Source organism: Sphingomonas limnosediminicola, from assembly GCF_039537965.1.
GTDB lineage: Bacteria > Pseudomonadota > Alphaproteobacteria > Sphingomonadales > Sphingomonadaceae > Sphingomicrobium > Sphingomicrobium limnosediminicola.
This window is the reverse complement of sequence record NZ_BAABBM010000001.1, coordinates 865,013-887,376: the sequence shown is the minus strand read 5'-3', so window position 1 is coordinate 887,376 and position 22,364 is coordinate 865,013. Positions and strand designations below refer to the sequence as shown.

The 22,364-nt window shown below is 63.6% G+C and carries 19 protein-coding genes; 6 read left to right on the top strand and 13 right to left on the bottom strand.

The genetic code is table 11. From position 1 onward, the window contains the following. Positions 1–45 precede the first annotated feature (45 nt). Together ABD704_RS04580 and thpR are read right to left on the bottom strand one after the other, a co-directional pair. Positions 46–402 (bottom strand): UrcA family protein, encoded by a 357-nt coding sequence (locus tag ABD704_RS04580; RefSeq protein WP_344698500.1) that lies wholly within the window; start codon positions 400–402, stop codon positions 46–48. A gap of 103 nt (positions 403–505) precedes the next feature. Next, on the bottom strand, positions 506–1,057 hold the full coding sequence (gene thpR, locus ABD704_RS04575; protein WP_344698499.1) for an RNA 2',3'-cyclic phosphodiesterase: 552 nt from the start codon (positions 1,055–1,057) through the stop codon (positions 506–508). 40 nt (positions 1,058–1,097) lie between these two features. On the opposite strand from thpR, the gene ppk2 reads away from it, so the two are divergent. Both ppk2 and ABD704_RS04565 read left to right on the top strand, forming a co-directional pair. After that, positions 1,098–1,943 carry a polyphosphate kinase 2 gene (gene ppk2 / locus ABD704_RS04570; RefSeq protein WP_344698498.1) on the top strand — a complete coding sequence of 282 codons (846 nt, stop codon included), beginning with the start codon at positions 1,098–1,100 and terminating at the stop codon, positions 1,941–1,943. A 69-nt stretch (positions 1,944–2,012) separates the two neighbouring features. Continuing rightward, positions 2,013–2,702, top strand: coding sequence for a DUF4956 domain-containing protein (locus tag ABD704_RS04565; protein ID WP_344698497.1), 690 nt, complete (start codon positions 2,013–2,015; stop codon positions 2,700–2,702). Here ABD704_RS04565 and ABD704_RS04560 read toward each other — a convergent pair. The 3 genes from ABD704_RS04560 to ABD704_RS04550 all read right to left on the bottom strand — a co-directional run bounded on the left by ABD704_RS04560 (position 2,695) and on the right by ABD704_RS04550 (position 5,973). After that, complete coding sequence (locus ABD704_RS04560; protein ID WP_344698496.1) at positions 2,695–3,717, bottom strand: hypothetical protein; 1,023 nt, start codon at positions 3,715–3,717, stop codon at positions 2,695–2,697. The genes ABD704_RS04565 and ABD704_RS04560 overlap by 8 nt on opposite strands. Then, on the bottom strand, positions 3,714–4,769 hold the full coding sequence (locus ABD704_RS04555) for a metallophosphoesterase (RefSeq protein ID WP_344698495.1): 1,056 nt from the start codon (positions 4,767–4,769) through the stop codon (positions 3,714–3,716). Before ABD704_RS04555 ends, ABD704_RS04560 begins: the two co-directional genes overlap by 4 nt. 151 nt (positions 4,770–4,920) lie before the next feature. Further along, positions 4,921–5,973 (bottom strand): glycosyltransferase, encoded by a 1,053-nt coding sequence (locus ABD704_RS04550; protein WP_344698494.1) that lies wholly within the window; start codon positions 5,971–5,973, stop codon positions 4,921–4,923. Positions 5,974–6,063: 90 nt separating this feature from the next. Between ABD704_RS04550 and ABD704_RS04545 the strand changes: the two genes are divergently transcribed. Beyond that, on the top strand, positions 6,064–6,504 hold the full coding sequence (locus ABD704_RS04545) for a potassium channel family protein (protein ID WP_344698493.1): 441 nt from the start codon (positions 6,064–6,066) through the stop codon (positions 6,502–6,504). Positions 6,505–6,604: 100 nt separating this feature from the next. Continuing rightward, on the top strand, positions 6,605–7,363 hold the full coding sequence (locus tag ABD704_RS04540; protein WP_425565394.1) for a Bax inhibitor-1/YccA family protein: 759 nt from the start codon (positions 6,605–6,607) through the stop codon (positions 7,361–7,363). 70 nt (positions 7,364–7,433) lie between these two features. Here the strand turns inward: ABD704_RS04540 and ABD704_RS04535 are convergent, their stop codons facing one another. Next, a complete protein-coding gene (locus tag ABD704_RS04535) occupies positions 7,434–7,916 on the bottom strand; it encodes a c-type cytochrome (RefSeq protein WP_344698492.1) in 483 nt (160 codons plus the stop codon). A gap of 615 nt (positions 7,917–8,531) precedes the next feature. On the opposite strand from ABD704_RS04535, the gene ABD704_RS04530 reads away from it, so the two are divergent. Beyond that, on the top strand, positions 8,532–8,741 hold the full coding sequence (locus ABD704_RS04530; RefSeq protein ID WP_344698491.1) for a cold-shock protein: 210 nt from the start codon (positions 8,532–8,534) through the stop codon (positions 8,739–8,741). Between the two features lie 244 nt (positions 8,742–8,985). On the opposite strand, the gene ABD704_RS04525 is transcribed toward ABD704_RS04530, so the two are convergent. From ABD704_RS04525 to ABD704_RS04500, 6 genes are all read right to left on the bottom strand, one after another. Then, positions 8,986–9,150 (bottom strand): hypothetical protein, encoded by a 165-nt coding sequence (locus ABD704_RS04525; RefSeq protein ID WP_344698490.1) that lies wholly within the window; start codon positions 9,148–9,150, stop codon positions 8,986–8,988. A gap of 399 nt (positions 9,151–9,549) precedes the next feature. Then, positions 9,550–10,410 carry a dienelactone hydrolase family protein gene (locus tag ABD704_RS04520; protein WP_344698489.1) on the bottom strand — a complete coding sequence of 287 codons (861 nt, stop codon included), beginning with the start codon at positions 10,408–10,410 and terminating at the stop codon, positions 9,550–9,552. A 70-nt stretch (positions 10,411–10,480) separates the two neighbouring features. Further along, positions 10,481–11,119: a glutathione S-transferase family protein gene (locus ABD704_RS04515; protein ID WP_344698488.1), complete on the bottom strand. Its 639-nt coding sequence runs from the start codon at positions 11,117–11,119 to the stop codon at positions 10,481–10,483. A gap of 102 nt (positions 11,120–11,221) precedes the next feature. Continuing rightward, entirely contained in the window at positions 11,222–12,943 is a 1,722-nt protein-coding gene (locus ABD704_RS04510) for a M28 family metallopeptidase (RefSeq protein ID WP_344698487.1), read from the bottom strand. 73 nt (positions 12,944–13,016) lie between these two features. Continuing rightward, the gene (locus tag ABD704_RS04505; protein ID WP_425565393.1) at positions 13,017–15,116 is read right to left on the bottom strand and encodes a prolyl oligopeptidase family serine peptidase; all 2,100 of its coding nucleotides are present in this window, start codon (positions 15,114–15,116) and stop codon (positions 13,017–13,019) included. A 169-nt stretch (positions 15,117–15,285) separates the two neighbouring features. Then, positions 15,286–19,275, bottom strand: a complete 3,990-nt coding sequence (locus tag ABD704_RS04500) for an autotransporter outer membrane beta-barrel domain-containing protein (RefSeq protein WP_344698486.1) — start codon at positions 19,273–19,275, stop codon at positions 15,286–15,288. Between the two features lie 323 nt (positions 19,276–19,598). On the opposite strand from ABD704_RS04500, the gene ABD704_RS04495 reads away from it, so the two are divergent. Next, positions 19,599–19,937: a hypothetical protein gene (locus ABD704_RS04495; RefSeq protein WP_344698485.1), complete on the top strand. Its 339-nt coding sequence runs from the start codon at positions 19,599–19,601 to the stop codon at positions 19,935–19,937. Positions 19,938–19,992: 55 nt separating this feature from the next. Here ABD704_RS04495 and clpA read toward each other — a convergent pair whose 3' ends face one another. Continuing rightward, the gene (gene clpA, locus ABD704_RS04490; RefSeq protein ID WP_344698484.1) at positions 19,993–22,335 is read right to left on the bottom strand and encodes an ATP-dependent Clp protease ATP-binding subunit ClpA; all 2,343 of its coding nucleotides are present in this window, start codon (positions 22,333–22,335) and stop codon (positions 19,993–19,995) included. Positions 22,336–22,364: the final 29 nt, after the last annotated feature.

Below are 22,364 nucleotides of genomic sequence, written 5' to 3'. Positions count from 1 at the left end.
CGGTTCCTGCTGCCCGAATCGTTTGAGCCGGAGTTCGGGACTGGCTTACGACCCGGTTGCGCGCTTCACAGCGTCGGCCATCTGTGGCCGAGCGCCGCTCCAAGCCTCGTCGCGGCAAGGCTTCTCCATTGTGCCCTTGTAGGAAGGGAGCGGCGTGGGGATGCTGCAAATGCTGTCAACGGCGATGCCGACCCGTTTTTCCATTTCCTTCTGGCCATTCGCCGATTTGAGGTCGAGGTCGCCGATGTAGACGGTGCGGACCATCAGGTCGGGCGATGGTCGCATCTTGTGCGTCACGACGATCGATGGCTCCTGCATCTCGCCGGCGGGAATCTGAGCGGCGACCGTTCCCGCAAACGAAACGAGGATAGCAAGCGTTGCGAACCGAGATTTCGAGATCATCAGACTTCTCCCTACCGAGAAGGCTGAATCAGACCCATAACCGCCGCCAGCAACATCCGTTAATACCCTTATGCGGCAATGGGCTGGCCTGGCGCGGCCAAGGTCAGCTCAACTCGTAGCGGGCGACTTCCTCGTAATGAGCGCCGTGCTTTGACAGCCGGCTTTCGAAGAGGGTGAAGCCGTCGACCTCGAACGGGTCGGAGGCGAGAGCGCGGTTTCGGTCGAGATAGACGGCGACCTCGCGGCTGCAGCGTCCCTTCCAGCGCGCGAGGGTGATGTGCGGATGGAAGGCGCGGCGTTCGGGTTCGAGGCCGATCTGCTGGCAGACGCGCTCGACCTTGGCGGCCAGCGCGGCGAGCGGCTCTTTGGGTTCTACGCCTGCCCATAGGGCGCCGCTGGAGCGTTGCTCGAAACGGCCTACGGCTTTGATGCGGAGCTCAAAGCGATCGGCGTGCACCTGGGTGAGCGCGCCGGCCAGATCATCGGCAACCGGGCGATCGACCTCGCCCACGAAACGCAAGGTGATGTGCAATTGCTCTTCGTCCTGCCAGCGGAAATCGGGGCTATCATCCATCGCGTCGATCAGCAGATCGCGGATCGGTTCGGGCGGTCGGATCGCGACGAACAGCCGGTGCATAGCCAGCCCATAACGCATGCGATATGCAAACGGGGAACGCGTTCTTCGAGGGGCAAAGATGAGCGGGAAGACCAAGCTTGGCGAGAAGGAATATGAAGATCTTCTGAAGCCGATGGCCAAGGAGCTTAGCGCCATGGCGCGCTGGGTGTCCGAGACGGGGCAGCGGATGGTTGTCATTTTCGAAGGGCGCGACACCGCCGGCAAGGGCGGGTCGATCGACATGTTCGCAAGGATCCTCAATCCGCGCCAGTGCCGGATTGCGGCACTTCCGAGCCCGAACGAGCGCGAGCGCACGCAATGGTATTTCCAGCGCTACGTCGAGCATTTCCCGGCCGAAGGCGAGATCGTGCTGTTCGATCGCAGCTGGTACAATCGCGCGGGCGTCGAGCCGGTCATGGGTTTCTGCACGCCCGAGGAGACCGACGCTTTCCTCCGTTCGGTTCCGGAGTTCGAGCGGCAGTTCGTGGACGACGGAATCCTCTTCTTCAAATATTGGCTGACCTGCGACCAGGAGGTGCAGGAAGACCGTTTCCAGAACCGATTGAAGAACCCGACGAAGCGCTGGAAGCTGTCGCCGATCGATATCCAGGCACGCAAGCATTACGACGACTACACCGATGCACGCGAGAAGATGCTGGCGGCGACGCACACGGACTATGCGCCGTGGACTTTGGTGGACTTCAACGACCAGCCAGTCGGGCGACTGACGCTTCTTCGCGACCTTCTCGACCGGGTGCCGGACACCGAGCTACCGCTGGACGACATCGAATGGCCGCCGTTGCCGCATGAGCCTTCGAAGGAGCGTTTCACGGTGCTCGAGCCGATCCCGAACTACCCGATCGAGCAAGACGAAAAGCACCACAAGCATCACGGCGACAAGCACCTTGAGTTCAAGGACGACTGAGCCGGTTTGCAGGCGCGGAAATCATCGCCTAGGCTGACGCTACTGCGCCGGTTCTTAGGGGGGTCTGGAATGCGCGCGACGAAGCTCCTTGCGAAGCTCACCGTCTATTTTGCCGTCATTGGCATCGCCGTGTTCGCGGCGATCAAAATCTGGCCGGCGGTGCTGAACTGGCTGCCGATCGGCGGCGTCGAACAGCTCATATCGAACCCGACCAAGAACCCGCTGCAGGCGAGCGAGGCAGTGCGCGCGGCGCACGTCAACAATTTGGGGCAGAGCCTGTTCTGGCTGGCGGTGGCCTTGGTGTCGTCGCTGCTGCTCTCGCTGCCGGTCAGCTGGGTCTACATGGGGATCCGCAACGACGACGAATATGACCAGTCGCTGATCAACACGATCATCGTGCTGCCGATGGTCGTCACCGGCATCGTTATTATCGTCCAGAACTCGCTGGCCCTGGCGTTTTCGCTGGCCGGCATCGCGGGTGCGGTGCGGTTCAGGAATTCGCTGAAGAGTTCGGGCGACGCGCTGTTCATCCTGCTCGCGGTGGCGATTGGGCTATCGGCGGGCATCGGCGCGGTCGAGCTGGCGGCGCTCGTCACGATCGCCTTCACCTACACCTTCGTCGGGCTGTGGATGACCGAATATGGCGAGCGCGCGGGGATGAAGCGCTTCCTCAGCGACTATAATCCCGACAACCACCCCGAGGCCGTCGCGGTGGCGACCGTGGTCGTCGAGACGGGCGATACCAAGCCCGCTAGCTGACGCACTTCTTGAGCACGCGAGCGGCGGTGCTTTCGTCGTTCGCGATGTCGGCGAAAAAGCCGTTGAGGAACTTCGTCGCCCGCTGCTGCGTGTTCGGTTCTAGGCCCGGTGTCTGGCCAAGCACGCCGAGGATCTGCGGCTGCAGGCTGCGAAATTGCCGGGCAGCGGCGACTGCGTCCGGATTGTGGATGCAATAGCCGCGGTAGAGCCGCTGATGGATGTCGGTGATGTCCAACTCGGGCGGCGGGCCGGCATAGGGCGCGCTGACAAACCCCGAGAAGTCGAAGTCATAGGGGATGGGCACGGTCTGGCCGGGCGCCAGCGGGCCGATCAGGCGCCCATTGTGGCAACATTCTTCGCCCGGCGGACCGGCGCGCATCGACCAGTCGTAGTTGGCGATCATATATTCGAACAGCGCGAAGCGTGCCGCGTCCGGCCCGCTTAGGTCGGCAAGCGGAATGCGTTCGGGGGCGTGGCTCGACTTCGTGCCGTTGCGCTTGGCGACGTCGCTCAGGTCCTCGATGAAGAAGCCGATGCGCGAGGTGAACGGTTTGGCGTCGGCGCCAACATAATCGATGTTGGCGAGGCGGACGCGAAAGCTCTTCGGCGACACCAGGTTGAACATCCGGTAGGCGGAATATTCGAGCAGAACGAGCTGCTGAAACGACGCCGAGCTCTTGCAGTGAGTGACGAGCTTGAGGCGCTTTTGCCCACTAAAGGGCGAGCTTTGCGGCGGCGCCGTCGTGAAGTCGACGCGGAGCGGCGGGAAGTCGCACACTTCGGAAGTGCGGCGGGTGATCCCGCGAAGCTGAAGGCTGACGGGAAGCGCGGCGCCTGTCGGATCGGTCAGCGTGCCGGTGACGGGTGCGTCGCTCGATCGGTTGCGGATCAGCGGCTGGAGCGGCGCCTGGATCTTGAGGTGGATCGGCTCGGACGCTTCGAACAGCGGCTTCTCGGCGGCAGCAGGGGCCGCGATAGCCGTGCAGGCGAGTAAGGTAAGGATGCGATGCTTCATGGCGCCGGCCTCCCAACGGTATGCGGAGTAAGCTGATCGCCGACGATCTCCAGCCAGGTCAGCGGGCCGCCGTAGTAACGGGAGATGCCGGTATCGATGCGAACTAGGCGGCCGCCATTGAGGATGGCGATGCCGGTGAGGATCGGTGTGTGGCCGATGACGATGCGCTTGGCGCCGGTGGCGGCGAGAACGGCCGTCAGTTCCTGATCGATGGTCGGGCGCGGCGTGGCGTTGGTCGCTGGCGGGCGCTCGGCCTCCGCGTCGGGATCACGGCCCGTGAGGCCTCGGTACCAGAGCGGGCCTAGCGGACCGGTGAGAATGGAGGCCGGCGTGTCGTCGGCAGCGGCCATGGCGGCTGCGACGCGACGGTTGATCTCGTCGATTCCCGTGGCGGCATATTCGGCGCTGAGGCCACCGTGGACGAAGACCGTGTCGCTGATCTTCACGACTGCCGGGTTGCGGGCCGCCCATTTGCCGAGCTCGCCCGAAGGCGCCCAGGCAAGCTTGTGCTCTACCCAGCCGAGCGGGGTCTCCGCGAGCCACTGCGCTCGGATGGCCTCGGGCGTGAGCTTGGGGTCCTTGGCGTGCGCCGCAGCTTCGATGGCCGCCTTGTTGAGTTCGTAGACGCGGTCGCGGCGGGCGGCAGACTGGTCGTCGACGAACGCGGCATATTCGCCTGGCGTCGTGTAGCGAAAGTCGCCGAGCAGCTGCATTGCCTCATGGTTGCCGAGGACGACGACGACCTTTCCGCCCTTGCGCGGCGCCTCTTTCTGCAGCTGCTGAAGGTTGCGGATGATCTTGAGCGAGTCCGGCCCGCGGTCCGTGATGTCGCCATCCTGCACAAGAACGGTCGCACCGCCCGCCCAATGACCGTGCCCATCGACCAGCCCGGCGGCGCGGGCAATGGCCGTCCACGCCTGAAAGTCCCCGTGAAGATCGCCGACAGCGACGATGCGCTGCGGGTGCTGGGCGAGGGAGGGAGTGCCGACGATGACGAGCAAGGTGGCAAGCGCCGCTAGTGCGACACGAACAGCCCGCCTCAGACGGACCACGGGAGCCCCCTCCACCATGCGCACACTGTCGCACCCGCGGCGCGGCCGAGCAATGCTGTTAATTTGGCGTCGGAAGGCTAGGCGCCAACATTAACGCAACACTTTCCCCGCCCAATGCGGATTCGCCGCATGAGGGTGAAACGCCCGCTCATCAGGCAGCCACGGTCTTTCGACTCGCTGGCTTTGCTCTTGCTTCTGCCTTCGGCTTCGGCGGCGGTAGGGGTTCGAAGCTGCGGGCGACGGCGCTGCCAAGCTCGCCGGCGAGGCCTATGCCGTAGAAGCCGAGGCTGACGAGCATCGCGGCGGGGCGCTGCCAGACGGGGAGGCCGACTTCGTCGCCGTTGCGCCAGATGCGCCACCAGCTCTTGCCGACCTTTCCGCCGAAGAACTTGAACGCGAAGGCGAAGCGGCCGAGGCGCGACTTGGTCGCGGTCTGGAATGCCTGGTAGTCGCGGTCGAGGCCCATCGTCCACGCGCGCCAGACGAGGAAGCTGTAGCCGGGGTGGGGGGCGTGGACGGTCATGGCGTCGGCGGTGCGGGTATATTGGTAGCCGCGCGCGCTGAGGTCGCGAAGCCAGAAGCCGCACTGCTTCTTGAACGCCGGCAGATCGGGGAATGGGTTCTCGCGGAAGAAATCGGTCCGGACCGCGCAATTGTTGGCGTGAATCTTCTCGCGCTTCACGGTCTTCTCGCGCTCCGAGCGGAGGTCGAAGATCCAGCTCAGGGCGAAGGTCTTGGACAGGAAGTCGTCGGCGCCGAGCACGGTGAAACCACCGACCGCCATCATTTCCGGATCGGAGAAGGGCTTGATGAGATTTTCGAGCCAGCCCGGCTGCGGCGCGGCGTCGCTGTCGAGCATGATCGAAAGCTCGGTCTTGGCGCGTGAGATGCCGAAATTCTTGAGCTTGTAATAGGTCAGCCCGTCGGTCGGCAGGATCTCAAGGTCGGCGAGGTCCTTGAGACGGGGGGCGACTGCCTCAAGCGTGCGCTCGATGATGCCCGGCTCGACGGCGTTCGTGTCATAGAGGTAAGTGATGCGCGGCTTCGCGGCCATCCTGGGCGCAACGGACGCGATTTCACGTTCAAGCGCGGACATCGCGGCGGCGGTCCATTTGTCTTCGACGTCGATGGCATTCTCCCACTCGATCACGATGGTGACGGCGGGGAGCTTCTTGGCGGCGGATCGGGCAGGGGCTTTCGACATGACGCGGCCAATATAAGGCGGCGGGGCGGGCAGGCTAGTACGGGGTTTTGCTGATCGCGCGCGGCGCCGGAAATTCGCACGACAGTCTTCGTGTTCATCCAGCTGGTCATCGCAACGCTGATGGTGCTCGTCACGGTGATCATTCACCTGGTGGGCCTGGCTGTCCTCGTCCGCATATTGCGTTCGCATTCGCGATTGTTCCAAAGCCCGCGCATCCTGCCGATTTCGCTGCTGATCGGGGCGGCGATGGGGATTGTCGCGATCCATACGGTCGAAATCTGGGTCTATGCCCTTCTCTACGACGGCATCGGCGCGTTTCGGACGTTCGAGGAAGCGCTCTATTTCTCGACGGTCACCTATTCGACCATCGGTTACGGCGACGTCGTCATGCGGCGGGAATGGAGGATCCTGGGTTCGATCGAGGGGGCAAACGGGATCCTGATGCTGGGCTGGTCGACAGCCTTTCTGGTATCCTTGCTCAGCCAGCTGCGCCTGCTTGGCCACGACTGGCTAAGCCGCGGTAAGGATTAGGCGAAAAACGGCTTGTCCGGTTTCGCTTGAAGTCGTTCCGGGCATCTACGATATTGCCGTCTTAGCGAACGGGCCCTTTGCCCGCGCAAGAGGAGTGAAAATGGCCATTTGGCAAGACCCGCGCAGCACTACCGGCCAGAATGCCGGTGTGAGCGCCGCAACGGTTGGCGTACCCGCCACCCGGGATGCGGGCCTTCGGTCGTACATGCTTAAAGTTTACAACTACATGGCGTCGGGCGTTCTGCTGACCGGCATCGTCGCCCTGTTGTTCGCCAACAGCAGCCTCATCAACCTGATCGCCGACCCGGCCACCGGCAAGGCGACAGCCCTGTTCTGGGTCGCACTGTTCGCGCCGCTTGGAATCGTGATGTGGCTGAGCTTCGGCATCAACCGGATCTCGGCCGGCACGGCGCAGATGCTGTTCTGGCTTTATGCCGGTTTGGTCGGCGTGCAGTTCTCCAGCCTGTTCCTGGTCTATACCGGTGCATCGATCGCGCAGACCTTCTTCGCGGTCGCGGCGGCGTTCATGGGGCTGAGCCTGTTCGGCTACACCACCAAGCGCGATCTTTCAGGCATGGGCACGTTCCTGATCATGGGCGTGGTCGGCCTGTTCATCGCGCTGCTGATCAACCTGTTCCTCCGCTCACCGGCGATGGACATGGCGATCAGCGCGATCGGCGTGCTGCTGTTCGCGGGCCTCACCGCCTACGACACGCAGAAGATCAAGAGCATCTACTTCCAGGTCGCAGGGCATGGCGAGATGATGGCCAAGAGCGCCGTGATGGGCGCGCTTCAGCTCTATCTCGACTTCATCAACATGTTCCTGTTCCTGCTGCGCTTCATGGGCGACCGCCGCTAAGCGTCAGCAAGACTGGTTACACGAAGGGCCGGAGGAGCAATCCTCCGGCCCTTTTCACATGCGCCGTCAGCTAGGGCGAATTGCGCGGAAGGCCGGCACGGACATAGGCGATTATCGCCCAGATGTCCTTTTTCGACAGCCTGTCCTTGAAAGCAGGCATATCGGATTCGAACTGCCGACCGCCCTCGGCGACGGTCCAATACATATAGGGTTCCGAACGATCCCGCGGCGTTCTCGCAAGCCATTCGAGGTCCGCCGGCGCCGGGACCAGCGCAAACGCTTCCGGTCCCGAGCCCTGACCGGTCCAGCCGTGACAAGCGGTGCAATGCGAGTCGAACAGCATCCGTCCGCGCCGCAGCTTCGCCTGGTTGTCGGGAAGGGTGTCGCGCGCTTGCGCATACTGTGTCGGCACGCCGTGCATGATCACCTGCTGCTTGCGCGCGATGTTCGCGGCCCAGCGGGGCGGCCCCTCGTCGGATTGCGCGGCCGCCGCGGCGAATGACAGACAGGCTGCGATCGGCGCGAGCACCAGGAGCTTTTTCCCGGTCAGCACGGGGGCCGGCTCGCAAGTGGACGTTCGTGGGTCATGCCGCACCTTCACAAGGTGGTCGAACTGATGCGTCGGGCATACCAGAGAGGGCGGCGCATTGACCATAGTCATTGCGCGCGCAGAACGGCCGGTCACGACCCGCGGGGGCTTAATTGCCGTGGCACCTCGGCGGGTGGGCAGGCGGGCGCCAAAGGATGGACTCATTATCGAGTGTCCGGCAACCTCGACCGTCTTTCCCGTCTTCGCAGATGGGTCCACGCGTAACTGGTTGATCGTCACGATCGTGAACGGAATAGCCGGTAAAAACCGGCGCGCAGGCTGTAAATATCGATGCGCTTATTGAGACAGTCAAATAAGTATGTCTCTAATGTCGCAAATAAACATTGGAGCAGCCCATTAATAAAGAAATGACTTCATTCCAAATCGCTTATAGACTTATATTATTCTAGTCATATTTTTTATTTTGCTAAGCCATTGTCAACCAGGCGTTTAGGTCCTATCTGACTTACTGCTACCAGTCGCTATCGACGGTCCTTGGCGCTAAGTCGCTCCTCAGCCCATCTTTCAAGCCTCCTAGCGGCCGCGCCATTCCGGTACGTGCCAACCAAGGAACCCACCATGAAATATTTTGGAACCGTCAAGTCGTTCGACACCGACAAGGGCCATGGCGAAATCAAGCCGGAGACCGGCGGCAACGATATCCGCTTCGAAACCAGCGCGATCCTGTGGGACAAATCGATCGCCCCGACGGTCGGCCAGCGCCTGAGCTACGATGTCGGCCATGCCAGCGACCGTCAGCCTTGCGCAGTGAACCTTCAGACCATCTAAATCGACCGGCGGAAGCCGTGCTTCCACCTGTCCTGTAAAGCGTTGGGGGCTGATCCCGGGCGGTTGAGTGATCTCGAATCCTCGCTGTCCGGGTGAACCCGCATGCAAGCCAGTCGAAGGACGCCGAGCCATGAAAGAAGCCTTTCGAAGCCGGCGCCGCGCGGGAGCGCTTCCGCTCATCCTTGCCGCGGTCGCAATCAGCTCCGCCCTGGCCTTTGCCTTTCGTAATCACGCAGCCTGATGCTCAGTGCTGCCTTGCCTTGACGGCAGCGAGGCGAGCGCGCTCGGCCGCGCGGGCTTCGCGCAGGCGCTTCGCCTCCAAATAGAGCTGATATTCGTCCGGGCCGCCGGTCTTGAACGCCTTCTTCCAGTCTTCGCCCTTGGCGGCCCGGACTGCAGCCGTCCCCAAGACCAGTGCGACGTTGGCCAAATCCAGGTTCTCCAGACCAGTGCCGCAGCCTCTGGGCGAAGAAGCGCAGCTCGCCTGGGCGGCGGGGACTGCAACGGTCGCGGAGCGGCTGTTGTCATGCGCCTGTCTGCCAGCCTGCGACACGTCAGGGTCGGGCCGCAATGCCGGACGCTGCTGGGCGCACACAACAACCTCCCGAGCATCTTCGGACAAGCAATCCTGCAGCCGGACTTTTACTGTTCCCTTTCCCTGTTCCGGGGCTGGCGGGCCATACAAAGTGCGTGTTCCCGCGCCATTCGCCGATCCGTTGGCAGCTTCAGTGGCTCCGCCAGATTGAACACCGGCCGCCGCACCAACAACTAACAGGATCGCAGACCCGATCGTCATTGCCGCAGTATCTCACCCCAACTCGCGCTTGAAAGCGGCCAGCGTGCGCGTCCAGGCCAGGTCGGCTGCTTCCTTGTTATAGCGCTCGGCAGAGGTGTCGTTGTTGAAGGCGTGATTTACGCCATCGTAGAGGAAAAAGCGGACGCGCTTGCCGGCGGCACGCAGGGCGTTGACCCAGGGGAACGACGTCGAGTTGACGCGTTCGTCGAGGCCGGCGTCGTGGATGACCATTGCGGACTGGACCTTTGGCGCTTCCGACGCATCGGGCGCGGGGCCGTAATAAGGGACGGCGACATTGAGTTCGCTGCCCGCCGCGACCGCGAGGCGATTTACGAAGCCGCCGCCCCAGCAGAAGCCGACAGCGCCGATTTTGCCGCCGCGGCTCGACTTCTTGAGCTCGGCGACGATCGCAACGGCGTCGTTGACCGACTTGCCGAGGTCGAGCTTGCCGATGGCGTCGCGGGCGGTCTCCTCGTTCGAGGGCGTGCCGCCGGACAGGGAAAGCATGTCGGGGGCGACGGCGCGGTAGCCGGCCAGCGCGACGCGGCGAGCGACGTCGCGGATGTGGTCGTTGAGGCCGCGGTTTTCGTGGATAACGAGCACGGTCGCCTTCAGCGATCGCGTGTGCGGCTCGGCGACATAGGCTTTGTAGCCGCCGGGCAGGTCCTGCGTGCGCGTGGTCAGGTGCGGGTCATCGGGTGAGGTGATCGCGGCTGCGGCAGGGGAGGCAGCGATGCCGGATATCAGGAGTTCGGCCGCGGCGACGCTGCCAGCGATCTTGACCATCTCGGCCATGAAAGTGCGGCGCTCCATGCCGTCGTGGGTGAAGCAGTCGTAGAGGTTTATGGCCTGCTGGCGGGTCCGATCGTCCACGCGTTTCTCCGTCATGGCGAGCGCGCTGGATTGCCACGCGTCAGCGCCGCTCGCAATGACGGCCGTTGGGCTAGGCTGGCTGGGCTTGCGCGGCTTGCGCTTCGGCGATGAGCTTGCCGTCGATCTCCTTCGCGCGTTTGAATGCGGGACGATCGGTCATACGCTTTGCGTAATCGACGAACGTCGGGCGCTTTTCGAGCAGGTTGAAATTGAGCATGAAATTGACGTTTGCACCGACAAACAAGTCGGCTGCGGTGAAGTGGTCGGCAGCAAGATATTCGCGGCTGCTCAGCGCCCGCTCAAGCGTATTGATGGCAAGGTCGTAATTGCCGTAGCCGAACATCCGCTGCTTATCGGCCGTGGGTTCCCAGCCGGCCGCCTTGTTGCTGAATGCCGCTTCGATCGGGCCCGAGGTGAAGAAAATCCAGCGATAAAAGTCCGCGCGATCCTGGGGCGGCGGTGCGAGGTTTGCTTCCGGGAATGCATCGGCGAGGTAGCAGCAGATGGCGGCGACTTCGGTGACGACCTTGCCCTTGTGCACGATCGCCGGGACCTTCCCCATCGGGTTGATGGAAAGATACGGCTCCTGCTTCATGGTGGTCGCATAATCGAGGATTTCGGTGTCGTAGGGCTGGCCGACCTCCTCCAGGATCCAGCGGACCGTCTGCCCGCGCGACATGGGATTGGTGAAGAAGACAAGATCGGCCATCCAACGACTCCCTTTCTAGAACAAAGAGGGAACTACTCTTTTTCACCTGGTCGAACAACCGCGCCGGCCCGGCCGATTTTGACCGGGCAGGCGCGATGTTCGTTAGCCGCGTTCGCCCTTCTTCGGCGCAGTCGCAGCATTGGCCGGAACGGCGGTCGGCTCAGCGTCCGGCGAGCGATCAGCCGCCGACTTATCGCGGATGGCGCGGAACTCGGCGTCGGGCGCCCAGTTCGGCCACAGGCGCGAATTGGCGAGATCGCGGCCGAGGTTGTGGAGCAGCTGGACGTCCTGGGCCATGCCGGTGAAATCCCAGGCGGGCGACCATTCGTCGCTCGGCTGGTGGTAGTGCTTGGTCACATATTCCTTGCCGAGCGCCTCGCCGCGGGCGGTGCCGCCCTTCACGAGATCGTTGCCGTCGCCGAAGCTGATCGCCGGGACGCCGACCTTGGCGAAGGAGAAGTGGTCGGAGCGGAAGAAGTGGCCGGCTTCCGGGTGCGGATCGGGGCTGTAGTAGCGGTTTTGCTTCTTGCCCTCCGCGATCAGCATGTCGAGCAGGTCGAGCTTGGCGCTGCCCGAGATGGTGAAGTTCTTCGCCGGTCCCCAGATCGAGCCGCCATCCGTGTTGAGGACGCCAACCGTCTTGCTTGCCGGGAAAAGCGGGTTCTGCGCGTAATATTCGGACCCGAGCAGGCCCTTTTCCTCCGCCGTGACGGCGAGGAAAACCACCGAGCGGTCGGTGCGCGGTTCGCGGACGAAAGCGCGCGCCTGCTCGATCAGCTGGGCGATGCCGGTCGCGTTGTCGAGACCGCCATTATAGATGGTGTCGCCGCGCTCGTCGGGCTTGCCGATGCCAAGGTGATCCCAGTGCGCGCTATAGATGACCGTCTCGTCCGGATACTTTTTGCCCGGGAGATAGCCGACGACGTTGTGCGAGTTGATGGTCGAGACATCGGCTTGCGCGTTCGCGGTCAGCGTCGCCTTTAGCGGGATCGGCTGGAACGCTTTGGTCTTCGCCTGCGCCTTGGCCTGATCGAAATTGAGGTCAGAGGCAGCGAAGATCTGTTGCGCGAGCGGGCGCTGAATCCAGCTTTCGAAGGCAGTGTGCGAGGCTGCCGGGTTCTGGCGGACGATGTCGAATTGGGTGTTCGTGTTGGAGTTCTTGACCGTGTTCCAGCCGTAGGAAGCGGGATCGGTTTCGTGGACGATCAACACGCCGGCGGCGCCGAGCTTCGCAGCCTGTTCGTACTTGTACGTCCAGCGACCGTAATAGGTCATCGCCTTGCCGCCGAAGTCGCCTTCACCGCCCTCGAAGTCGGGGTCGTTGATGAGGACGACGAGCAGCTTGCCGCGCACGTCCTGGCCCTTGAAGTCGTTCCAGCCGCGTTCCGGCGCCGAGACGCCGTAGCCGACGAACAGCAAGGGCGTGTTGGCGAGGTTGATCGTCTTCTGGCCGTTAAGCGGCGCCTTCAGCGCAATCTGGTCGCCCTGCGTCAGCTGGATGGACTGGCCGTTGCCGAGGTTCAGCGTGAACTGCGGGTTGCCGGTGATGTCCGACTTCAGCAGCGGGACGACCTGCGTCCACTGGCGCTTGCCGTTGACCGTGTCGCCGGCGGGCTGGAGCCCCGCCTGACGATATTGGTCGACGATGTAGTTGATCGTCTTGGTCTCTGCGCGCGTGGCCGGCCCACGGCCTTCGAATGCGTCGGACGAAATCGTCTTGTCGATTTCCGACAGGCGCTGGGCGCTGACGCCGGCGGGCGCAGCGAAGGATTGAGTGGCCGCAAGCGCAATTGCGCTCGCCGCAAGCAGGCGGAATGTCTTCATGTTCTCTCCCCGAGCTAAGCGCGGCACCCGCGCCAGGACGGCGCGGAGCCGAAAACAATGACTTGCCCGTTAGTTAGTGAGCGCCCGCGGGGGAAGCCCCTTCGTTCGCGGCGACGGGCGGCGCGGCCTTGTTGGTCCGGTATTTGTCGAACCAGGCGATGATCGCCGACGCCTTGGCCGCCGACTGGCTCGGGCGGGCGGCGATGCCGCCGTGGCTGGCGTCGGGTACCTTCACCAGCGCCGTCGGCACCCGCTTGAGCTTCAGCGCGGCGTAGAATTGCTCGGCTTCGCTCACGGGCGTGCGATAATCTTCGCTGCCGACGACGACGAGGGTCGGCGTCTTTACGTTGGCGATCAGGCTGAGTGGGGAGCGGGCCCAGTAGGACTGGTAATTCTCCCACGGCTCACTGCCCATCCAGTAGCGGCCGAAGAAGGGCGTGCCGTCGCTGGTCAGCGCCATGCTGGCCCAGTTGATTACCGGCTTCTGCGCCGCGGCTGCCTTGAAGCGGTCGGTCTTGCCAACGATCCAGGCGGTGAGGATGCCGCCGCCCGATCCGCCAGTGACGAACAGATTGTTCGGGTCGGCGACGCCGCTTGCGACCGCCGCGTCCACCGCGGCCATTAGGTCGGCGAAGTCGCTGTCCGGATAGGTCTTGTCGATGCCGTCGGCGAAGGCTTGCCCGTAACCGGTCGACCCGCGGGGGTTGGTGTAGAGCACCGCGTATCCCGATGCCGCGTAGAGCTGGTAATCGGTTGAGAAGTGCGGGCCATAGGACGCGTAGGGACCGCCGTGGATTTCCAGGATCATCGGCACGCGCTGGCCCGGCTGATAGGTCGGCGGAAGCAGCAGCCAGCTCGGCACATTGCCGCCGTCGGGCGCTTTTACGGATAGCGGCTGCAACGTCGCGAGACGCTTCGCGCCGAGCGTGAGGTCATTGAGGTGCGTGAGCTGACGCGTGCCGCCGCCGCTCGAAATGGCGACGTCGGCCGGGCGATCGACCGGGCTGACGGTGAAGGCAATGGTGCCATTCTTGGCGACGCTGAAGCCGCCGCCGGCGTAGGGCCGGTCATAGGCCGAGGTCGCCGCGTCGTGGGTGATCGGGCGGACGCTGCCGTCCATGCCGATGCGCGAGACGGTGTAGGAGCCATCCTCTTCATAGCCGGCAATCAACCCGCCTCCGCCCGGTGCCCACTCGAGCTGGCCGATGTCGCGGTCGAGGCCGGTGGCGATCTCGCGCGGCGTGCCGCCGCCCACCGGCATCACGTAGATGTGGGTTTGCAGGAAGGCCTTGGGATTGTCGTCAAAGCCTATGAAAGCGATCGAGCGGCCGTCGGGCGAGATTTCCGGCCCCACGTCCGGCCCCTTGCGGTTGGTCAACGTGGTGATGCTGCCCGAGCCGACGTCGAGGCGGTAGATTTCGCTCTCGCGGCCCGCGAGCTGCCAGTCGGGATCGCGAAGCGTGCTGAACAGGATCGCACGACCGTCCGGCGTCCATTCGGGTGCGCCGTCATGATAGGCGCCGAAGGTCAGCTGGCGCGGCGCGCCGCCGTCGGCATCGACCATGAAGATCTTGTCGAAACCGGGCTTGATGTAGCCCTGTCCATCGGCGCGATAGGTGACCTTATCGATCACTTCGAGCGGCTTGGCCCAGTTGGCACCCTCCGGCTTGGGCGGCGCGGAGCCGAGTTTGGTGCCCTCGTCAGGCACGTTCATGACATAAGCGATGCGGCGGTCGTCGGGCGACCAGGCGAGCGCCTGTGGGCTGTCGGGAAGGCCGGTGACGCGGACGGTCTGGCCGCTGTCCATCCAGCGCACGAAGAGCTGCGGCGCGCCGCCCTCCGTGGTCGAGGAGTAAGCGAGGCGGCGACCGTCGTGGGACCAGCGCGGATTGAAGCTATCACCCGTGCCGGCAGCGACCGGGCGCTGCTCGCCGGTCGCCGTGTTGATCAGCCAGATCGACGAGCGCGCCTTGTCGGTCATGATGTCGGCGGTGCGGCGGACGTAAGCCACGAGGCGGCCGTCGGGACTGATCTGCGGATCGGAGGCGGCGGAAAGGTCGAACAGGTCACGGCCGGTGAAGATCGGGTTCGGCGCTTCGGCAGGCGCGGCGAATGCAGGCGATGCGAGGCAGGTAGCGGCGAACAAGGCGCCGAGCGTGCGAATGGCTTTCACGAGAGATGCTCCCCTCCGGGTGGATTCGCGCACGATTCAACGGCTGGGCGCTAAGCGCAAGCGGTTCATCGACAGGCTGGCAGCGGATGTCTGCTTTCTGCCGATCAAATAGAAAGGGCGGAGCCTTTCGACCCCGCCCGTTCTTCCACCCCGCTGGGAGTGTCAGTCTTTAGTGGCCTCGTTCCGGCGCCGGCGGTGGTGGCGGCGGCGGAGGAGGAGGTGCCGGGCACGTATCCGTCGCCAAGATCACCGAGCCATCCGGGCAAGTCTGCGTCGCCGGAGGAGGCGGCGGCGGTGGCGGCGGCGGCGGCGGTGGTGGCGGCGGCGGTGGCGGAGCCCCGAAGGAGTAGCTCAGACCCGCCGAGAAGCCGTTGCCGCTGAGGTTCTTCCGGTACGAACCCTCGTAACCGGCAAAGATTGCCAGGTTCGGGTTCGCCTGGAAGTTCACGCCGACATCGAGATCGACCTGGCTCTTGTTGTCGTTGCCTCCACGAACCTGGAAGGCGGTGTCGGCTTCGCCGTTGAACAGCGCGTTGATGTGACCGTTCTGGTTGTGAACATTGTAGCGGTAAACCAGCCGGCCGTATGGCGAGATCTGAGCGTTCGGATTCGATTTCAGATCCAGGCCAAGCATCAGGTCGGTGCGCTTGGCGTCGATGTCGTCAACCGTCAGATTGAGCGCGCCGGCGCCGGTTTCGGTGAACGAATTCACCTGGCCGTTCACATAGTCCAGACCGATGAAGGGCCGGAGCTTCATGCCCGCGAGATCGAAGTCGTAGCCGCCGGTGGCGACGAACTTCCAACCGTGGGAGCTGGTGTTGCCGTTTGCTTCGCGAGTGATCGATGCGACGTCGATGAAGCGATGCGCGTTGACCTTGCCGTGAAGGTAATCGACCTGGAGGTCGGCGCTCCACGGGCCGCCCTGCCAGCCGCCGTACACGCCGAACTGCCAACCCTTGTTGTCGCCGCTGCTGAACCCGGCATTGTGGTCGACAGTGGACTTGGACCAGCCGCCCGCCGCACCGATGAAGAAGTCGGTCCAGCGATAGGTAACACCCGCGGTCAGGCCCCAGGTGTCGATATCAGATCCTCTTTCGAACCCGTTGTCCTTGCCGTTGCCCCACATCTTGTAGCCACGGCCCCAGATGTCGAAGCCGGGCAGGACGTTCGGCGTTTCATGCATCTGCAGGTGGATCTGCCGCGAGAAAAGCTCGCCCTGATGCAGGAGAGCGAGGGCGTAGCCACCGTAAGGCGCAGGACTCGTTTCGTCGAAGAAGAGGCGCGCCTGGTCGGCGGTCATTGCGTCGACACCCGACACTACCACGGCAGCGTCGCCGGTCGCGCCATTCACCAGGCCCTGGAAGCCGGTGGCGACCGCGATCTGGTTCGGCGTAGCGCCGGGCTGAATGCCCACCGCATAGGCCGTCCGAGCCACGGTCAGCCGGTAGACGTCTTCCGTTCCGGCCAGGCTGACAACGCCGGTCGGCGCGAGCGTGATGAACGGCGAGAGGACGTTGCCGGTCACGCTTGTGAAGTTGCCTGTAATTCCGCCCAGTGCATCAACGACGTCGTAGGTGCTGCCTGCGACATACGGCCCAAGCGGCGAGCTCAAGCCATTGGTCAGCGTGACAACCAGTGCGCCGTCGAGCGCTGCAGTCCCGGGCGTGCCGGTGACCAGCACCTGATCATAACCGGTACCAGGCACGGCTAGCGGGGTGATATCGACCCTCAGCGTTCCGGTGGAAGTCTGGGTGAACGAGCCATCGACATTGAAGATGGCCCTGCTGTTATTCCCAGGGCTGAAGCTGCCGCTGTTCGTTAGCGCTCCGACGACAGTGCCGGCACCCGAAAGTGCGCCTGCGTTGTCTACATTGCCGGTCACCAGGCCATTGATGATCGTCGTCGATCCGGCGTCGCTCGTGACGTCACCGGTGAGCGAACCCGCCGTCAGAACGTTGAGCGTCGCACCGCCCGCAACCGTATTCGTTGGGCTGGTCGTGTCTCCGCCGATCGTCACGGTTCCGGCGTCGACTGCCATCCCCGTCGTGAACACGTTCGTCCCGGTCAGGTTGAAGGTGCCGGTTCCGACCTTGTCGAGCGAATCGATCGTGATGTCGCCCGAGAAGGTTGTCGTCCCATTGTTGCCGCCAGTCGTCAGCATGAAGGCGCCGTTGACCGTGCCGTCGCCGGCCAGGCTACCGATCGTTTCGTCGGCAAGAAGCTGCAGCGAACCCGGTGCGTTGACCGTTACGGCGGAAAGATCGCCAATGCCGGTCGGACCAACAGCGAGGATGCCGTCGAGGATGAACGTCGGACCGGTGTAGGTGTTGAGGCCGGTCAGCGTCGTCGTGCCGATACCCGTCTTCGTCACATCGCCAGTGCCGCTGATGTCGCCGCCGTATGTGCCGCCGATCGAATCGTCGAACACGAGGTGGGCATTGTCGACAATGTCGCTGCCGTTGTTGATGGCCGCATCCTGCAGCACCAGCGTTCCGGCCGAGATTGTCGTCAAGCCGGAGTACGTGTTGGCGCCGCTGAGGATCAGGCTTGCCGTTCCGGTCTTGGTCAGCCCGCCCGCACCGGAAATGATCCCGGTCAGCGTGAGATCGGCGCCGGTATCGAACGTTCCGCCGCCCGCACCAAGCGCAATCAAGTTCGAAAGCGTTGCTGCGCCGGTCGTCTGGAGCGTTCCGGCATCCATCGAGATGCCGCCCGTGAACATGTTGTTCGAGGCGCCGATCGAAACCGTGCCGCCGCCATTGATGTCGAGGACAGTGCCGGCGTTCGAATAGCCGGTGTTGTCGCCGCTCAGGGTAAGCGTGCCGGAACCAGATTTGGTGACCGTGCCCGTGCCGGCAAGGTCGCTGATGGCGTCCGCGCCCGTGCCGAGATCGATGTCGCCAGTGACGACTCCGCCGGCGTTGGCAAGCGTGTCGTTGCCGCTGCCGGTCGTGATGTTGCCGGTAATGTTACCGCTATTGTCGATCGTATTATTGCCGTCGCCGAGTGCGACGTCGCCGGTGATGATGCCGCTATTGTCGACCAGGTCATCGCCGCTTCCGGCGGACAGGTTGCCGGTGAGGATGCCGGAATTGAAAAGCGAATTGTCGCCATCTCCAAGAGCGACGTCGCCGGTGATGATGCCGCTGTTGTCGACCGAGTCATCGCCGCTGCCGGTCGCCAGATTGCCGGTGAGGATGCCCGAGTTGTCGACGGTGTTGGTGCCGTCGCCAAGGGAGACGTCGCCAACGATCGTCCCGCTATTGAGAACGAAATCATTGCCGCTTCCAGCCGTGAAGTTGCCGTTTAGGGCGCCGGAGTTGTCGAGCACATTATCGCCATCGCCGAGATCGATGTCGCCGTTGATCGTGCCGGTGTTGTTCGCGGTATCGTCACCGCCCAAGGCGGTCACATTGCCGTTCAGCGTGCCGTCGTTGTTGAGCGTGTTGTTGCCGTCGCCGAAGTCGACGTTGCCGGTATAGGTTGTTCCCGTTCCGATGGTGAAGGTGTCACCCCCGCCGGCGAAGGAGATCGTTCCGCCGATCGTGCCGCCATTGATGATGGTGATGATGTCGGCGCTGCTTGATCCGAAGATCGAGCCGCCGATCGTGCCGCCGTCGTTAAGAAGGGTGAGTGGTCCGCCCGACGTAATGTCGCCGGTGATCACGGTGCCAGCACCGAGATTGTTCACGACCAAGGCCCCGGTCGAAGTCAAGTCGCCGACGAGCGTCGCCGATCCGCCGAGATTGTTGAATGTGTTGACCTGCGTGCCAGTGGTCGCGCCGAATAGCACGTCGCCGATGATCAGCCCGCTGTTTGCCGCGCTGTTGTTGACGGTGCTTCCGCCGCCGAGCGAAATGGCCACATCGCCGGAGGTGATGATTGCCTCGTTGTTCACGACGCTACCAGTGCCGGCCGAAAGCAGGGGGCTCGGCGTGACCGCGCCCGTCCCGATGACCGTCAACGGCTCAACCTGTATCGTGACGCCGTTCAGGCCCGTCTGATATCCGTCTGCGTCGTTCGTGTTGCAGACGACGGTCGTTCCCGGTGCGTCAGGAAGGCAGTCCGCGTAGGCCGCCGTCGGCATTAGCAGGAACCCGGATCCACCGAGGACCGTGCCGAGCATGAGACATTGCTTAGCGGTGAAGCGCTTCATCATTTGGTATCCCCTGGTTCGAAGGGGACGAGACTAATTCTCACGGTCTGGACGGACATCGGGGTTCACCCTGAGATTTGTGTGTCCCCAGAGCAACAGTCGGCGTTTCCGCACACCCGAGCGGACTAGGTAAAGCAATCGGGAATCATTAACGGCGGTTGTAATTTATGACGATTCGTCACGGAGCCTGGAAAGTCGTCCGGGGGCATTCGTTTCAACCTCGACGCCGTGCCTTCTAAACCGAGCTTTCAGCCTGAACCCTGTGGAAATCGGGAATTAAATTATTCTTCACTGGCAGTCGTTTCGGCTGACGCTACGGTCGAATCATGAAACACGAGACGGCGTTCGAGCCGTGGCTGGCGACCACCGGTCTGATCGAGGAAGAATGGGACAGGCTCCCGTGGCTGATGGACGGGCCGCGGCGGGTTCGGCGGCGGTTTGGCGGTAAGCTCCTTGCGCTCGCGGTTCTGTTGACGGCGACCGATGCGGTGGCGTCATACGCCGCCGGTGCGCGCAGCGTACACGACGGATGGTTCGTCGCGCCTGACTTGCCGACCGACACAACACAGGTGCGCGGTCCCACAGACGCAATGGCGCTCGTGCAAGGGATCTCGCCGCCGCCCGGCATTGGCCGGGTTCGTCGGCGGCCGAACGCGCCTTATTGAGTGCAAAGAAAGGGCCGGAAGTTTCCTCCCGGCCCTTTGCTGCAATTCAGGCGAACTACTCTGCCGCCGGCGCTTCGCCGCTGGCCTTTTTCTTCGCCGCAGGCTTGTCGGCCTTCGGCTTCTTGGCCTTGGTCGGCTTGGGCGCTGCGGGCACGATCTCGAACGATGGGGCATTGTCCTTGATGCGGACCTTGACCTCGCCGCCGTTGACCAGCTTGCCGAACAATAGTTCCTCCGCGAGCGGCTGCTTGATCTTCTCCTGCACGAGGCGGCCCATCGGACGCGCGCCGTAGAGCTTGTCGTAGCCGCGATCGGTGAGCCACTGCCGCGCCTCGTCGTCGAGCTCGATATGCACCGCGCGATCGGCGAGCTGAAGCTCGAGCTGCAGGATGAACTTGTCGACGACCCGTGCGACGACTGCCGGCGGCAGGTAGGCGAACGGCACGATCGCATCGAGGCGATTGCGGAATTCCGGCGTAAACATCCTCTTGACCGCATCCTCCTGCGCATCCTCACGGGTGGCAGCGCCAAAGCCGATGCTTTCACGCGCCATGTCAGACGCGCCGGCATTGGTGGTCATGATCAGGATGGTGTTGCGAAAATCGACCGTCTTGCCGTGGTGATCGGTGAGCTTCCCGTTGTCCATCACCTGCAAAAGGATGTTGAACAGGTCCGGGTGCGCTTTCTCGATCTCGTCGAGCAGGAGCACGCTGTGCGGATGCTGGTCGACCGCGTCGGTCAGCAGGCCGCCCTGGTCGTAGCCGACATAGCCCGGAGGCGCGCCGATCAGCCGGCTGACCGAGTGGCGCTCCATATATTCGGACATGTCGAAGCGCTGCAGCGGGATGCCCATGACCGAGGCGAGCTGGCGCGCTACTTCCGTCTTGCCGACGCCGGTGGGGCCGGAGAAGAGGTAGTTGCCGATTGGCTTGTCGGGATCGCGAAGGCCTGCGCGCGACAACTTGATCGCGGAGGCCAGCTTCTCGATCGCCATGTCCTGGCCGAAAACGACCCGTTTCAGATCGGCTTCGAGGTGCTCGAGCACCTGCTTGTCGTCGGCCGAGACCGACTTGGGCGGGATGCGCGCCATGGTTGCGACCACGGCTTCGATTTCCTTGGGCGTGATGATCTTCTTGCGGCGGCTTGGCGGCACCAGCATCTGCATGGCGCCAACTTCGTCGATCACGTCGATCGCCTTGTCCGGCAACTTGCGATCGTGGATGTACCGCGCCGACAGCTCGACCGCCGACTTGATCGCGTCGGGCGTGTAGCGGACATTGTGGTGGCCTTCGAACGACGAGCGCAGGCCGGCGATGATCTTGATCGTGTCTTCGATCGTCGGCTCATTTACGTCGATCTTCTGGAAACGGCGGAGCAGCGCCCGATCTTTCTCGAAGTGATTGCGGAACTCCTTGTAGGTCGTCGACCCGATGCAACGGATCGCGCCCGAGGAGAGCGCCGGCTTGAGCAGGTTCGACGCGTCCATCGCGCCGCCCGAGGTGGCGCCGGCGCCGATTACCGTGTGGATTTCGTCGATGAAGAGGATCGCATGCGGGAGCTTCTCGAGCTCCGACACGACCGACTTAAGGCGCTCTTCGAAGTCGCCGCGATATCGCGTGCCCGCCAGCAGCGCGCCCATGTCCAGCGAGTAGATGGTCGCGGGCTTCAGGACCTCGGGAACGTCACCCTCGATGATCTTGCGGGCGAGGCCCTCGGCGATGGCGGTTTTGCCGACGCCCGGCTCACCGACATAGAGTGGGTTGTTCTTCGAACGGCGGCAGAGGATCTGCACCGTGCGCTCCACCTCCGGCATGCGGCCAATGAGCGGATCGACCTTGCCGGTCCGCGCCTTCTCGTTGAGGTCGATGGTGAACTGCTTGAGGGCGGACTCCTTCTTGGCGCCCTCCTTCTCGTTCTTTTCCTCGGTGCCTTCGGGCGCGCGGGTTTCCGGCGCACCTTCGCCCTTGCCCACGCCGTGACTGATGTAGGTCACGGCATCGAGGCGGCTCATGTCCTGCTGCTGCAGGAAATAGACGGCATAGCTCTCGCGCTCCGAGAAGAGGGCGACGAGCACATTGGCGCCCGTGACTTCGTCGCGGCCGGACGACTGGACGTGCAGGATCGCCCGCTGGACGACGCGCTGGAAGCCGCTGGTCGGCGTCGGATCGGTGGCGCTGTCGGCGACGAGCGCCTGCAGCTCATTGTCGAGATATTGCTTCACGGATGCGCGCAGCTCGTCCCGGGCGACGCCGCAGGCGGTCATCACTTTGGAAGCATGCTCGTCATCGATGAGCGCAATCAGAAGGTGTTCAAGAGTCGCATACTCGTGACGGCGCTTGCTGGCCTCCCCCAGTGCATTGTGGAGGGTCTGTTCGAGTTCGCGAGCGAAACTAGGCATTTAGCTAATTACTCCGTGCCCACGGAGGG